We start from the raw sequence: 14,020 nt of genomic DNA, 5'->3' as shown, positions 1-14,020 counted from the left end.
CGGTCCGGGCGGGGGCCGGCGTCGCGAAAGCTGGGCTCGGCGCGGGGCTCGCCGCCGCTCTGCCGGCGCGCTGATCATAGCAGGCAAGGCGCGCCGCGGGATCGTCGATACGCGCGCATCCTTGATCCTGCGCCAGGGCCGAAGCCGTTGAAACTAAGGTCATTCCACCGATCAGAACCAGCCTGGCCACAGCTCTCACGCACCGTCTCCTCGTCATCACGCGATTATCCAATTGACTAAGCCCATAATATCCTATCCTATATGATATCCAATAGGACTCAAAAAGAGTCGTTTCTCAGGGGAGGAACCATGGCGTCGTTGAAAACCGCTCTCTATTTGTGCGCGAGCGCGGCGATCGCTTCCGCGGCGCTGGCCCAGGCGCCACAGCCGGCGCCCGCCGGCCGGCCGCCGATGGAGCTGGGCTGGTCGCCGAAGCGGACGCCGCCGCGCCCCTATGATGCGCCAAACCGCCCCTGGTGGAAGCTGTCCGACGTGCTCGCCGCGCATAAGGGCGAGTCCAGCTGGACGCAGGCCATCGTGCGCAACCGCGACCTCGAGGCTGACTGGCATCAGCTTGCCGCCGGTCAGCGCACCACCCAGGTCATGTATCCTGACAATGCCACGGCGCTGATCGTGTGGGGCGGCCAGGTCCGCGTCACCATCAAGGGCCAGGAGCCATTCGTCGCAGTGAAGGGGGGCGAGGTCCATATTCCGTTCCGCCTGCCGTTCACGCTGGAGAGCGTCGGCAACGAACCGGCCCTGTGGTTCGAAGTGCATGGCGCGGGCGACCTGCCCATCTATCCGCTGGCCACCACGCCGGACAAGCCCAAGGACGTCAAGGGCTTCACCTATCAGCGCGTGTCGCTGAGCGGCGGGGACGGGCGTTATGGGCCGAACGACAAACCCTATCTCGACTACTACAAAGATGTCGTCGGCGGCGGTCAGCGGGCGGGCGCGTTCATCGCGGGCGATCATCTGTTCGTCAACAATATTCGCGGCCCCGGTGTTCCGACACCGCCGGCAAGCGATCTCGGACATTATCACTTCGGCTATGATGAATTCTGGTTCATCATGGAAGGCAATATCAGCTATCAGATCGAGGGTGTGCCGTTTTTCACGGCGTCCCCCGGCGATATCGTGATCGCGGCGCAGGGGCGCTGGCATCGCGCCAGCTCCGGTGGTCCGGTCGGCCAGATGGACACCCGCGTCGCGATCAATCCCTATCCGCGTGGCCTGCATAATTTCCAGCCGCGCTGACCGCTAGACCCGGGTCGGTACGGTCGCCCGACCCGCGGCTATGACAATAAATCATATAGTATATCAAAACCATAGCGACACGAAGGGGAGAAGATATGTTTGAGAAATGGTCTCAAAATCGGATCGGCGCGTCGGTGATCGCAGTCGCCGTGGCGATGCTGGCGGCGACGAATGTCCAGGCGCAGTCGGCGGATTCCTCCGCGCTGCCGCAGACCCAGGATTCCCGCGCCGACGCGGAGATCGTCGTCACCGGATCGGCGATCCGCGGCGTGGCGCCGGTCGGGTCCAACCTGATCTCGGTCGGGCAGGCGACGATCGAGAAGACGGCGCCGGTCAACGTTTCGCAGCTCGTCAACACCGTGCCGTCAGTGACCACGGCCGGATCGGTAGCACAGGGCGAGAACGCCTATTCCTATTACGCGCCGTCGATCCACAGTCTTGCCGGGTCTTCGTCTAACACCACGCTGGTGATCGTCGACGGCCTGCGCCTGCCCGGCGGCGGCACCCAGTTCAACCAGACCGATCCCAACATCATCCCGGTGAGCGCGATCCAGCGGGTCGAAGTGCTCGCCGACGGCGCCTCCTCGGTCTACGGATCGGACGCGGTGGCCGGCGTGATCAACTTCATCACCCGCCGCACATTCGACGGCTTCGAGGGGAACGCCCAGGTGGGCTTCGCCGACAGCTACAAGAATTACAGCGGCAACTTCATCTGGGGCAAGAAGTGGGACACTGGCGGCGTCTATGTCGCCGGCGGCTACACCTATCAGTCCGATCTTGCCAATAAGGACCGCAGCTTCAGCAGCCTCGGCGATTATCGCCCGGTCGGCGGCACCAACACCAACAGCTATCAGTGCAGCCCGGCGACGATGGTTGTGCCCGGCGTGACCGGCGTATTCCTCACCCCCGGCTCGACGTCGGCGGTGGCCAACACCATCGCCAATTCGCCGTGCAACAATTCGATCTACGCCAATCTGCTGCCGTCCCAGTTCCGTGCGAACGCGATGATGAAAGTCACCAACGACTTCTCGGACAAGATCACCGTCACGGCGATGATCAACTATAACCGGCAGGAGACGCATAACGACTCCGGCCCGGGCGGTCTTACCAATGCGACGGTGTACGGCCCAGGTTCGGGCAAGGGCGGGCAGATCAACCCGTTCTTCGTCGCGCCGGCCGGCGCCGCCACTGCGACGCAGGGCACGGTCAGCTGGCTCGCCTTGCTTCCGGACGGCAAATATGGCGAGGCGGAATCCCAGTCGGATTCGATCTATGCGACGCTCAACGCGGAATATCGCTTCACCGACAAGTGGACGCTGACGTTCAGCGACGCCTTCGGCTGGAATCGTTCGGCGCTGAACAACATCAATACGTTCTGCTCTGCCTGCGCCCTGCTGGCGCTGAACGGCACCGCGCAGCTCAGCGGCAGCACGACGACCAGCGACATCGCCGGCCAGAATGTGATCGCGCTCAACCTGCCGCTGACCAGCGCCAATGCGCTGGACGTGTGGCGGCCGTTCGACGGCAATAACCGCAGCTCCGATGCCGTTGTCCGCTCGCTCTATCGCAACAACAGTGAGAACACGAACTACAACACCTTCAACCAGACCAAGCTGGACCTGAACGGCTCGCTGTTCGATTTGCCGGCCGGGCCGTTCAAGATCGCCGTCGGTGCTGAATATCTGTGGCAGGAACAGACGCAGAAGATCACCGGGTCGAACAATACCGGGCCGACGACGACGGGTTCCAATTTCCGCGTCTATAATTATGATCGCAACGTGAAATCGGCCTATGCCGAGCTGTACATCCCGGTCGTCTCGCCCGAAATGGGAATCCCGCTGGTCCATAGCCTGGATCTCAGCATTTCCGGCCGCTACGACAAATATAACGACGTCGGAGACACCTTCAATCCGAAGTTTGCCGCCAATTGGCAGCCGGTTGCGGGCGTCAAGCTGCGCGGCAATTATTCCCGCGCCTTCGTGGCCCCGCCGCCTGCGGTGATCGGCGATCCGAGCCAGGGCTATCTTTACGCGTCGGGCAGCGTCGGCGTGCAGAACGGCCAGATCAACGTGCCGATCGCCAATTATCCTGAGGTGCGCAACATCCCGGGCGTCGCCTGCGGCGCCACCACCTGCACGATCGGCACGCCGACCATCCAGGGCATGCGGCGCCAGCTCGGCGGCGGCCTGTCCAACATGGGCCCGCAAAAGGGCCGCAGCTGGTCGGCCGGCATCGATCTTTCGCCGCGCTTCCTGCCCGGCTTCATGGCGGCGGGCACCTTCTTCCACAATAAGTTCATCGGCGGCGTCTCCTCGCCGAGCCCGACCGCCATCGTCAACTCGGCTGGCCTGCGCCCGCTGCTGACGATCTGCCCGAGCAGCTGCAGCCAGGCGCAGATTGACCAGTTCGCCAATATCGCGAACGGCGCCACCATCTCCGGCTCGGTGCCGCCGCAGGTCTATTTCCTTCTCGATCAGAGCACGCGCAACGCGCTTAACCTGACGGTGGAGGGCATTGACGGCCAGTTCAGCTATCGCACCGATATCGGCGAACTCGGTAACTTCAATATTGGCACCGGCTTCACCTATTTCACCAAGTTCCGCCAGAATTTCGGCGGCGGCACCAGCTTCAGCATTCTCAACACCTCGGGCTACAACACGGTGTTCCCATCGGTTCAGTTCAAGAACCGCGCTCAGCTGGGCTGGAGCAAGAGTGGCCTGTCGCTTGACGTGTTCTGGAACCACACCGGCGGCTATCGCAACTGGATCAGCACCACCGTCGACCCGATCACTGTCGACAGCGTCGGCAACCCGGTCGGCGGCGGCGACAAGGTGAAGTCGAACGATACTTTCGACCTGCATCTCCAATATGAGTTCCAGGGCGATAGCTTCATGCGCGGCTGGCAGATCTACGTCGATGCGCAGAATGTCTTCGACAAGGATCCGCCCTTCTACAACGGCAACACCTCCGGTATTCTCGGTGGCGCCTGGGGCTTCAACGGCTTCGTGTCCAACCCGATCGGCCGCCTGGTTTCGGTGGGCCTGCGTATCAAGATGTAATCACCCGTCTAAGTCGGGCGGTCATGCCGGTGCATGGCCGCCCGACGTCCCGCTATCTGGCGGACAGCTTGCCCAGCTCGGCCTGGATATTGGCAAGCACCGCGTCGGTCAGCAGGTCCGGCGCGTAGGGCTGTACCGCCTTCAGCGTCATCGGGCGCGCCTCGTCGATCTGGGGGTGGGTGGTGAGGCCGGGCGCATATTTGTCGAGCACCGCCTTCGCCGCCGGATCGTCGAGCAGCTTGCCGATCTCCGTCGAGGCGACGTTATAGCCCGGCGCTGCCGCCGGGGCGGCCGCAGGCGGCGTCTGGGTGGCGGCGAGCGCTGGAAAGGCGGCGGCCAGCAGGCCAAGCGCGATCGTGACGGCGGGCTTCATCGGCATTCTCCCCGACATGGTTCCTCGGCCGATGGGCAGCATAGGCCGCCCACTGCATCGACATCCTGTCAGACGGGCGGATGCTGTCTACCGCGATTATTGGGCGACGAGCAGGCTCGCCGGCACATCGGGCGCGCGGGGTGTCGCGACATGGTCCGGCTCGCTGGTCGTAGCCTCGCCGCGCGCGGTCCGCCCGGCATCGTCGGGCAAGGTCTTGCCCGTGGTGCGGTCGAGCCCCAGCGCGGTGACGATGTCGATGACGGTTACGGCGGCGACCGAGGCGAGCGCGCCCCAGGCGAAGCGATTGCGTGGCGCCTTGCCCAGGGCAAGCCCAAGCGCGGCGAGATCCGCCGCATCGCCCGCTACCCGGCCCCAGACGAGCGTTGCATGGGCGGGATTGGCGAGCAGGCCTGCCCCGGCGACCATTTCGCGCGCGCCAAAGGCGCGGACGATGCCGCTCGCCTCCTCGGCATCGAGGGCCTTGGCCAGGCGCCGGCCGGCGAGAAGCTCTGTCAGCCCGAGCGCGATCGAGAAGACGCCCAGGCCGAAGCCAAGCTGCTTATAGACCATGTTATCCTCCGGAAATGTGTCGGGCGTTCAACCCGCGCAGATCATCGCGCGTTCCCTCGAACGGCAAGAATATAGAGATCGTTGCGACGGCGAAGTTATGATGGATTCGTAACGACTAATCCACATCATATTTATTGCGGACAGCAATCTGATATCAAAAAATATAACTTGGCTCTCTCGCAACTCTGCCGTCCCTGCGAAGTTCTCTGGGCAACCAGGAGGTGGCGCAATGTTCATGCACAACAAACGACTTCAATATACGGTGCGGGTGTCCGAGCCCAATCCACGGCTGGCCTGCATGATGCTCGAGCAGTTCGGCGGCGCCGATGGCGAGCTTGCTGCCGCGATGCGTTATTTCACGCAAGGCCTTGGCGAGGAGGATGCCGGGCGCCGCGACATGTTGCTCGACATCGCCACCGAGGAGCTTTCGCATCTGGAGGTGATCGGCTCGATCGTGGCGATGCTCAACAAGGGCGCTCGCGCCCAGCTTTCCGAAGCGCAGCAGGAGGAGGCCGAGCTGTTCGCGATGGTCGGCCAGACCGGCACCAGCGCCAAGGAATCGCTCCTGTTCGGCGGCGGCCCGGCGCTGGTCGATTCGGCGGGCGTGCCGTGGACTGCGGCCTATGTCGATACGCGCAGTGAGCCGACCGTCGATCTGCGCTCGAACATCGCGGCGGAATCGCGTGCCAAGATCGTCTATGAACGGCTGATCAACATCACCGACGATCCCGGCATCAAGGAGGCGCTCGGCTTCCTCATGACGCGTGAGGTCGCGCACCAGAAGTCGTTCGAGAAGGCGCTCTATTCGATCGAGAACAACTTCCCGCCGGGCAAGCTGCCGGGCATCGAGGAATATGCCAATATCTATGTCAACGCCTCGCAGGGCGAGGGCGACATGACCGGTCCGTGGAATTCCGGTCCGCAATGGGAGCGCATCGACGATCTCAGCCAGACGATGCCGATCGATGGCCGCGACGGCACCGCGACGGTCGAGCTTGACGGCGACGATCAGGATGCGCTCGAACAGATGATGCTGCGCGGTAAATCGGACACGACGTCCGATCCCACGACCGGCGCCGATCTTGGCGCAGGCCCGGGCGCCGGCCGCACCAAGCAGCTCGATCCTGCGATCGAGGACTGAGCGTCATGACGACACTGACCGCCGGCCGCGACGAGGCGTTGCTCCGCGCCCGGGGCGAGGCGGCGGGCCATTGATGCGGCGTCCGTGAACGAGGTCATTGCCGCAGGCGCACTTGGCAGCCTGTGCGCGGGGATGGCGACCGCCCTTGGCGCCATCCCCGCGCTGTTCCTGAAGCGCATGGATGACGAGCGGCAGAATCTGCTGCTCGGCTTCGCGGCGGGCGTGATGCTCGCCGCATCCTTCTTCTCCCTGATCCTGCCGGCGATCGAGGTTGCCGAGAAGCAGGGCGCCGGGCCGACCCTTGCCTCGGCGCAGGTGGTGGCGGCGGTTCTGCTCGGCGCATTTGCGATCGCGCGCCTCAACGCCTGGCTGCCGCCGCCGGAGCGCATCGGCCTCGGCCCGCCCGGTATCGCCAGCCTGTCGCTGCGCCGGGTGTGGCTGTTCGTGGCGGCGGTGACGTTGCATAATTTCCCGGAAGGGATGGCGGTGGGCGTCAGTTTCGGCGGCGGCGATTTCGCGGCCGGGCGGGTGACCGCGCTCGGCATCGGGCTGCAGAACATCCCTGAAGGACTGGCGGTGGCGGTGGCGCTCCTGTCGGTCGGCTATCGCCGTGGCCAGGCGGCGGCGATCGCGGCGGCCTCCGGTCTGGTCGAGCCTGTCGCCGGGCTGATCGGGGTCAGCATCGTCTCGGTCGCCCAGGCGTTCCTGTCCTGGGGTCTCGGTCTGGCCGGCGGCGCGATGATCTATGTCGTCGCTTCGGACCTGATCCCCGAGGCGCATGCCCGCATCGGCGGCGGCGGGCGGGTGTCGGCCGGACTGATGGTCGGGCTGGCGGCGATGATGTTCCTCGATACGACATTGGGCTGATCCGGCGCGGATCAGGGGAGAGCGACGAATGGGGTTCATGCCGGGCGTGATCGAGGGGCGCGACGCCGGGGCCGACGCCCTCGCCGCGCTGATCGCCTTCCTCAAGGCGGGCGGCTATCGTTTCGTGACGCCGACGCCGGCCACCCATGCGCGGGTCCTGGCCCGGCCCGAAAACCAGCGCGCGCGTGATCTGCGCGGCATCTTCGGCTGGAGCCTGAACTTCGCCGCCGAACTGGTCGATGCGGCCCTGCTCGACCGGCTGCGCGAGGCGGGGATCGTCGTGGCGGGAGAAGGCGGCTTGCTCCGCAGCCGGGTTCGCGTGTCTTCGCTCGGGCAGGACCTGTTCGTCCATTCCGCCTTTCCCACCGACGGGCGTGACGCGGTGTTCTTCGGCCCCGACAGCTATCGCTTCGCGCGGCTGATCGCCGAGGAGCTGAGGCGCTGCCCGGAGCGGCCGGGGGGGCGGCTCGTCGATATCGGCACCGGCGCAGGCGTTGGTGCGATCGTCGCCGCGCGTCTCTGCCCGGCGGCCGAGATCGTCATGACCGACATCAACCCCGCCGCCCTCCGGCTGGCGCGCGTCAACGCGGCCGCCGCCGGGGTCGCGGCGAGCTTCGTCATCGCCGAGGACCTGTCGGCAATCGATGGCGCGCTCGATCTGGTCCTCGCCAATCCGCCCTATATCATCGACGTCGCCGGCCGCGCCTATCGCGACGGCGGCGGCATGCACGGCGGCGAGGTGTCGCTGGCGATGGCGCAGGACGCGGTGCCGCGCCTTGCCCCCGGCGGCCGCTTCATCCTCTATACCGGCAGCGCCATCGTCGATGGCATGGACCAGCTGCGCGACAGGCTGGGCGAACTGGCGGCGGCCGAGCGCTGTACGCTGCGCTATGAGGAGATCGACCCCGACGTGTTCGGCGAGGAACTGGAGAATGACGTCTATCGCGACGTCGATCGGATCGCGCTGATCGCCGCGGTGATCGCGCGTTGAGCCTGCCGGGCGCGCAGCCGCTCCGCCTGCTCGCCGGTCTGGCGGTCGGGCTGATCGCGGGGATGGCGACGAGCGGCCCGGCGCAAGGCGTTCTCGGCCAGATTCTCGAGCCGGTCGGAAGCTTGTGGCTGGATGCGCTGACCATGCCGGTAGTGCCGCTGGTGTTCGGCCTGCTGGTGACCGGCGTCGCTTCGGCGTCACGGAGCGCGGCCGCTGGCAAGACGGCGACGCGCGCGCTGCTGCTCTTCGCGGTGATGCTGACCGGCGCGTGCCTGTTCGCGGCGGCGCTTGCCGAGGGGATGCTGCATCTCTGGCCGGCGCAGGGCACGCTCGCTGTCGCCGGCATGCCGCCGGCCGGGCCGGATGCCGGCGCGTGGTATCGGTCGATCATCCCGGCCAACCCGATCAAGGCCGCCGTCGAAACGGCGATGGTGCCGCTGGTGGTCTTCGCCCTGTTCCTGGGCTTCGCAACGGCGCGCATCGGCGACGAGCTGGCCGAAGCGTTGCTCAAGCCGTTGCGCGCGCTGGTCGAGGCGATGCTGGTGATCGTGGGCTGGGTGCTCGTGGTCGGGCCGATCGGCATCGCCGCGCTCGCCTTCGGCGCGGGCGCGCGGCTCGGCGCCGGCATCCTCGGCACATTGGGCCAGTATGTCGTGGTGGTGGCGGCCTGTTGCCTGGCGGCGACCCTGCTCGCCTATCTATGGGCGGCGGCGGCGGGACGGGTTTCCCCGCTGCGCCTCGCGCGCGCGGCGCTGCCGGCGCAGACGGTGGCGCTCGGCACCCAATCCTCGCTGGCGACGCTGCCGGTGATGCTGGAATCCGCCGCCGCCCTCGGTGTGCCGCCGGCTGCCGCCGGCATCGTGCTGCCGCTGGCGGTGTCGCTGTTCCGGGCGGCGAGCGCGGCGGCGAATGTCGCGGTGGCGGTGTATCTCGCGCATATGCACGACGTCCCGATCGGCGCGGGGGAACTGGCGCTGGCGGCGCTGGTGGCGGTGCCGATCAGCCTCGGGGCGGTCGGCCTGCCGGCGCAGGTCTCCTTCTTCGCGACGATCGCGCCGGTCTGCATTGCGATCGGCGTACCGGTGACCGCCTTGCCGCTGCTGCTGGCGATCGAAGCGGTTCCCGACCTGTTTCGCACCCTCGGCAATGTCACCAACGATATCGCCGTGACTTCCATCGTCGGTATTAATCCACGTTAGTTCAAATACTTGCTGGGGAACGGGAATAGCGCCGGCCCGTTTATGCAATCCAGGCGCCGGTCCGCGGTGCCTTCAGAACAGAGGCCAGGGATGACAGCGCTGATGAAGCGGGCGGTTTTCGTTCGTTCGAGGGGTGTCGGCGCGCGCGGCATCAAGGTGACGGAGCGCAGCGTTTATCGCGGTCCTCATCTTTACAGCACGCGGCCGATGATCCGCATCCAGCTCGATCTGCGCGATCTCGAGCAATGGCCGACCGATCGGCTCCCTCATTTCACCGACCAGCTGCTCGCACTGCTGCCGGGGCTCGCCACGCATGGCTGCAGCTATCGACAGCCGGGCGGGCTGTTGCGGCGCATGCGCCAGGGCACCTGGCTCGGCCATGTCATCGAGCATGTCGCACTCGAATTGCAGACGCTCGCCGGACTCAAGGTGACGCGGGGCAAGACCCGCTCGGTCAAGGGCCGGCCGGGGGTGTACAATATGCTCTACGCCTATCGCGACGAGCAGGCCGGCCTTGCCGCCGGTGCTCATGCCATCCGCCTCGTCGCCGCGCTGTTGCCGTCGCCGTTGGGAAAGGTGGATGGGCTGGAGCTGCTCGACACGCCGGCCCTCGACGATGTGCGCGACGTCGGGGCGATCGCCGCCGACCTGAAGGCGCGGCTTCGCGCCGGTGCGCTGGGCCCGACCACCCGCGCACTGGTCGAGGCGGCGGAGCGGCGCGGGATCCCGGTGATGCGGCTTAACGAGCAGAGCCTGATCCAGCTCGGCCACGGCAGTCGTCAGAAGCGGATCCGCGCCAGCATCACCGGCGACACGTCCCAGATCGCGGTCGATATCGCCGGCGACAAGAGCCTGACCAAGCGCCTGCTCGCCGAGGCGGGGCTGCCGGTGCCGCGCGGCGTCGTCGTGCGCAGCGAGGACGAGGCGGTGCGCGAGGGACGGCGGCTGGGCGTGCCGGTGGTGGTGAAGCCGCTCGACGGCAATCATGGCCGTGGGGTGACCACCGGGCTGTTCGCCGAGGACGCGCTTCGCCAGGCATTCCAGCTCGCCGCGCGGCACAGCCGGCGGGTGATCGTCGAGCAGCAGGTGCCCGGCAATGATCATCGCATCCTGGTTATCGGCGGCAAGATGGTCGCGGTGGCCGAGCGGTTGCCGGCACAGGTGGTCGGCGACGGCTTCCATTCGATCCGCCAACTCATCGAATTCCTCAACGACGATCCGCGCCGCGGCGACGGCCATGAGAACATGCTGACGCGCATCGCCATCGACGGGGCGATGCTGGCGCTGCTTGCCAAGCAGGGCCGGACGCCGGACACGGTGCCGATGGCGGCCGAGCGGGTGGTGCTGCGTGACACGGCGAACCTCTCCACGGGCGGCACCGCCGTCGATCGCACCGACGTCATCCATCCGGCCAACATCGCCATCGCCGAGCAGGCGGCGGCGGTGGTCGGGCTCGACGTGTGCGGCATTGATTTCCTGTCGCCGGACATCTCCAGACCGGTGCGCGAGACAGGCGGCGGCATCGTCGAGGTCAACGCCGCGCCGGGGTTCCGCATGCATCTCGAGCCATCGAGCGGCACGCCGCGCGACGTCGCCGGCCCGGTGATCGAGGCGCTGTTCCCGCGCGGCAGCCGCAGCCGCGTGCCGATCTTCGCGATCACCGGTACCAACGGCAAATCGACCACCGTGCGCATGGTCGCCCGCATTCTCTGCAAGGACGGGCGCAATGTCGGCATGACGACGACCAGTGGCATCTATTTCAACGGCCATCTGATGATGGCCGCCGATGCCAGTGGCCCGAAGAGCGCGCGCGCCGTGCTGCGTAATCCGAAGGTCGACGTCGCCGTGCTGGAGACGGCGCGCGGCGGCATCCTGCGCGAAGGACTGGGCTTCGATGGGGCGGATATCGGCGCGGTGCTCAACGTGACCGCCGATCATCTCGGCCTCAAGGGCATCGACACCGTCGAGGAACTGGCCGACGTCAAGGGCGTGGTGGTGGAAAGCGTCGCCCGGCGTGGCCACTCGATCCTGAATGCCGACGATCCGATGTGCTGGCGCATCGCCCGCCATGCCCGCGGGCGGCTGGTATGGTTCTCGCTCTCGGGCGGGGCGGACATGTCCGAGGCGATGCGGCGGCATATCGCGGACGGCGGCATGGCCGTGCTGCGCGAGCCCGGTGCCGATGGCGGCACGATCGTCCTCCACCGGGCGGGCGAGCGGATCATGGTGATCGCCGCCGCCGAGATTCCCGCGACGCTCGGCGGCATCGCCGAATTCAATCTCGCCAACGCGCTGGCGGCAGTGGCAATGTGCGCCGCCGAGGGCGTGTCGCTGGCCTCGATCCGCGAGGGATTGCGCGACTTCACCACGTCGTTCGAGGATTCGCCTGGCCGGCTCAACGTTCATGATGCGCATGGCCGCCGCTTCATCCTCGATTACGCGCACAACCCGGCCGGGCTGTCCGCGCTCGGCCAGGTGATCGAGCGCCTGCGCGGGCGCCACAAGCGGGTAATCGGCATGGTCAGCATTCCGGGCGACCGCCGCGACGAGGACATCGTCGAGATGGGCCAGCTCGCCGCCGGCATTTTCGACGAGATCATCTTCCGCGAGGCGCCTGATGGTCGCGGACGGCCACCGGGCGAAACCAACGGGCTGATGTCCCAGGGCGCGATGCTTTCCGGCATGGCGACGGAGCGCGTCCACCGCATCGTCGACGAGCTCGAGGCCGTCACCACGACGCTCGCGATGAGCGAGGCGGGCGACCTGCTGGTGCTCATGCCGACCTCGGTCGAGGCGGTGTGGCAGCAGATCCTTGCCTTCGCGCCCGGGCCCGCCCCGGTGCCCGTCGCGCGGCGTCGCGCTCATGTCTGAGGGCCGCTGGATCCTCATCGTGCATGGCGGCGCCAAGACGATCGCCCCGCATCTCTATGAGCGCAACCGCGCCGGCTGCCTCGCCGCCGCGCGGGTCGGCGCGCTGGTGCTGCGCAGCGGCGGCAGCGCTGTGCTCGCGGCGGAATCCGCGGTGCGGCGGCTGGAGGATGATCCGGTGTTCAACGCCGGCTTCGGCTCGGTGCTGAACGGCGACGGCGAAGTCGAGATGGATGCCGCGATCATGGACGGCCACAAGCTCGCTGCCGGCGCGGTGGCCGGGGTGCGGCGCGTGCGCAATCCGATCAGCGTCGCCCGCGCCTTGCTGGATGAGCCGCCGGTGCTGCTCGCCGGGGAGGGGGCGGAGCGCTTCGCCCGCGGGCAGGGGATCACGCTGTGCAGCCCGTTCGAGATGATTTCCGAAGACGCGCTGGCATCCGAAGGCGACGGGGGCCATGACACCGTCGGCTGCGTCGCCATGGACGTCCACGGCCGTTTCGCCGCCGCCACCTCCACCGGCGGGCTGCCCGGCAAGCATCCGGGCCGGATCGGGGATTCGCCGATTCCGGGCGCCGGTCTCTATGCCGACGATGCCCTGGGCGGGGTGGCCTTTTCGGGCGACGGGGAGAGCATCCTGCGCACGATGCTGGCGGCCCACGTCATGCGCGGCCTCCAATATGGCTCAGCCGATCGGGCGGCCGCCCATTCGCTGGAGAAGCTGGCGCGGGTCGGCGGCGAGGCCGGCGCCATCGTGCTGGCGCGCGATGGCGGCGTCGGCATCGCCCATAACAGCAGGCATTTCGCGATGGGGGTTCATGCCAGCTGGCTGGACGCGCCGCGTTCCGGACTTCACCGCTACGAACTGGAGGATATGCTGGATGGCTGACGGCAGCGGCCCGCTCGTCATCATTGGCGGACATGAGGACAAGGAGGGCAAGAAGCGCATCCTCCGCGAGATCGCCGAGCGCGTGAAGGGGGGCAAGCTGGTCATCGCCACCGTCGCCAGCCACGAGCCGGAAGGCTATTTCGACGCCTATCGCAAGGCCTTTGCCGATCTCGGCACCGACAATCTCGTCGAGCTCTATGTCCATGAGCGCGGCGAGACGCTCGAGCATGAGACCTCGGCGATATTCGAAGGTGCCGCCGGCATCTTCTTCACCGGCGGGGACCAGTTGCGCATTTCCAGCCAGATCGGCGACACGCCGGTGGAAAAGATGGTGCGCGAGATCCATCGCCGCGGTGGCGTCGTCGCCGGCACCTCGGCCGGCGCCTCGGTGATGAGCGAGACGATGCTGGTCAAGGGCAGCAGCCAGGAATCGCATCGCATCGGCGATCTTCACATGGCGCCGGGTCTCGGCCTCGTCCGCGACGTCATCATCGACCAGCATTTCGCCGAACGCGGCCGGTTCGGGCGCCTGCTCGGCGCGGTCGCGCAGAATCCGCGCGTGCTTGGCATCGGCATCGACGAGGATACCGCGATCGTCGTCGAAGGCGCACGCTTCCGCGTGATCGGCGCCGGCGCTGTCTATATCGTCGACGGCACGCGGGTCACTTCCTCCAACATCGCCGAGGCAAGCGCGGACCGCACGCTGTCGATCCACGACGTGACGGTGCATGTGCTGAGCGACGGCGACGTCTTCGATCTCGATCGACGCCGTCCGCTGCGCCCCGCCTGATCGGATCCGCCTTCCTGTA

Annotated in this window: 11 protein-coding genes; 9 read left to right on the top strand and 2 right to left on the bottom strand. The window is 67.1% G+C overall.

The genetic code is table 11. The features are described 5' to 3' along the window. Positions 1-309 precede the first annotated feature (309 nt). Together KOF26_RS06635 and KOF26_RS06630 are read left to right on the top strand one after the other, a co-directional pair. Positions 310-1,257 (top strand): cupin domain-containing protein, encoded by a 948-nt coding sequence (locus KOF26_RS06635; protein ID WP_216322152.1) that lies wholly within the window; start codon positions 310-312, stop codon positions 1,255-1,257. Positions 1,258-1,391: 134 nt separating this feature from the next. Beyond that, the gene (locus KOF26_RS06630; protein ID WP_363181967.1) at positions 1,392-4,316 is read left to right on the top strand and encodes a TonB-dependent receptor domain-containing protein; all 2,925 of its coding nucleotides are present in this window, start codon (positions 1,392-1,394) and stop codon (positions 4,314-4,316) included. A 52-nt stretch (positions 4,317-4,368) separates the two neighbouring features. On the opposite strand, the gene KOF26_RS06625 is transcribed toward KOF26_RS06630, so the two are convergent. Together KOF26_RS06625 and KOF26_RS06620 are read right to left on the bottom strand one after the other, a co-directional pair. Beyond that, positions 4,369-4,689 carry a hypothetical protein gene (locus KOF26_RS06625; RefSeq protein WP_216322147.1) on the bottom strand — a complete coding sequence of 107 codons (321 nt, stop codon included), beginning with the start codon at positions 4,687-4,689 and terminating at the stop codon, positions 4,369-4,371. A 96-nt stretch (positions 4,690-4,785) separates the two neighbouring features. Next, positions 4,786-5,259: a hypothetical protein gene (locus KOF26_RS06620; RefSeq protein ID WP_216322145.1), complete on the bottom strand. Its 474-nt coding sequence runs from the start codon at positions 5,257-5,259 to the stop codon at positions 4,786-4,788. A 229-nt stretch (positions 5,260-5,488) separates the two neighbouring features. On the opposite strand from KOF26_RS06620, the gene KOF26_RS06615 reads away from it, so the two are divergent. The 7 genes from KOF26_RS06615 to KOF26_RS06585 all read left to right on the top strand — a co-directional run bounded on the left by KOF26_RS06615 (position 5,489) and on the right by KOF26_RS06585 (position 14,001). Beyond that, positions 5,489-6,400 (top strand): manganese catalase family protein, encoded by a 912-nt coding sequence (locus tag KOF26_RS06615; RefSeq protein ID WP_216322142.1) that lies wholly within the window; start codon positions 5,489-5,491, stop codon positions 6,398-6,400. 132 nt (positions 6,401-6,532) lie between these two features. Further along, positions 6,533-7,267, top strand: coding sequence for a ZIP family metal transporter (locus KOF26_RS06610; RefSeq protein WP_216322141.1), 735 nt, complete (start codon positions 6,533-6,535; stop codon positions 7,265-7,267). 28 nt (positions 7,268-7,295) lie between these two features. Continuing rightward, positions 7,296-8,258 carry a methyltransferase gene (locus KOF26_RS06605; RefSeq protein ID WP_216322138.1) on the top strand — a complete coding sequence of 321 codons (963 nt, stop codon included), beginning with the start codon at positions 7,296-7,298 and terminating at the stop codon, positions 8,256-8,258. Further along, on the top strand, positions 8,255-9,457 hold the full coding sequence (locus KOF26_RS06600; RefSeq protein WP_253201199.1) for a dicarboxylate/amino acid:cation symporter: 1,203 nt from the start codon (positions 8,255-8,257) through the stop codon (positions 9,455-9,457). Before KOF26_RS06605 ends, KOF26_RS06600 begins: the two co-directional genes overlap by 4 nt. A 102-nt stretch (positions 9,458-9,559) precedes the next feature. Next, positions 9,560-12,328: a cyanophycin synthetase gene (cphA, locus tag KOF26_RS06595; RefSeq protein ID WP_253201197.1), complete on the top strand. Its 2,769-nt coding sequence runs from the start codon at positions 9,560-9,562 to the stop codon at positions 12,326-12,328. Beyond that, complete coding sequence (locus KOF26_RS06590) at positions 12,321-13,211, top strand: isoaspartyl peptidase/L-asparaginase family protein (protein WP_216322132.1); 891 nt, start codon at positions 12,321-12,323, stop codon at positions 13,209-13,211. Before cphA ends, KOF26_RS06590 begins: the two co-directional genes overlap by 8 nt. Beyond that, positions 13,204-14,001: a cyanophycinase gene (locus KOF26_RS06585; RefSeq protein ID WP_216322129.1), complete on the top strand. Its 798-nt coding sequence runs from the start codon at positions 13,204-13,206 to the stop codon at positions 13,999-14,001. Before KOF26_RS06590 ends, KOF26_RS06585 begins: the two co-directional genes overlap by 8 nt. The last annotated feature ends 19 nt before the right edge of the window (positions 14,002-14,020 follow it).

It is taken from the genome of Sphingomonas quercus (genome assembly GCF_018863195.1).
Lineage (GTDB): Bacteria > Pseudomonadota > Alphaproteobacteria > Sphingomonadales > Sphingomonadaceae > Solisphingomonas > Solisphingomonas quercus.
The sequence above is the reverse complement of the archived record's forward strand: the minus strand, read 5'-3'. Positions and strand labels throughout refer to the sequence as shown.

Excerpts from the sequence above, each read along its gene's own strand:
- KOF26_RS06635 (WP_216322152.1), top strand. The coding sequence starts at position 310 with ATGGCGTCGTTGAAAACCGCTCTCTATTTGTGCGCGAGCGCGGCGATC.
- KOF26_RS06625 (WP_216322147.1), bottom strand. The coding sequence starts at position 4,689 with ATGAAGCCCGCCGTCACGATCGCGCTTGGCCTGCTGGCCGCCGCCTTT.
- KOF26_RS06620 (WP_216322145.1), bottom strand. The coding sequence starts at position 5,259 with ATGGTCTATAAGCAGCTTGGCTTCGGCCTGGGCGTCTTCTCGATCGCG.
- KOF26_RS06615 (WP_216322142.1), top strand. The coding sequence starts at position 5,489 with ATGTTCATGCACAACAAACGACTTCAATATACGGTGCGGGTGTCCGAG.
- KOF26_RS06610 (WP_216322141.1), top strand. The coding sequence starts at position 6,533 with ATGGCGACCGCCCTTGGCGCCATCCCCGCGCTGTTCCTGAAGCGCATG.
- KOF26_RS06605 (WP_216322138.1), top strand. The coding sequence starts at position 7,296 with ATGGGGTTCATGCCGGGCGTGATCGAGGGGCGCGACGCCGGGGCCGAC.
- cphA (WP_253201197.1), top strand. The coding sequence starts at position 9,560 with ATGAAGCGGGCGGTTTTCGTTCGTTCGAGGGGTGTCGGCGCGCGCGGC.
- KOF26_RS06590 (WP_216322132.1), top strand. The coding sequence starts at position 12,321 with ATGTCTGAGGGCCGCTGGATCCTCATCGTGCATGGCGGCGCCAAGACG.
- KOF26_RS06585 (WP_216322129.1), top strand. The coding sequence starts at position 13,204 with ATGGCTGACGGCAGCGGCCCGCTCGTCATCATTGGCGGACATGAGGAC.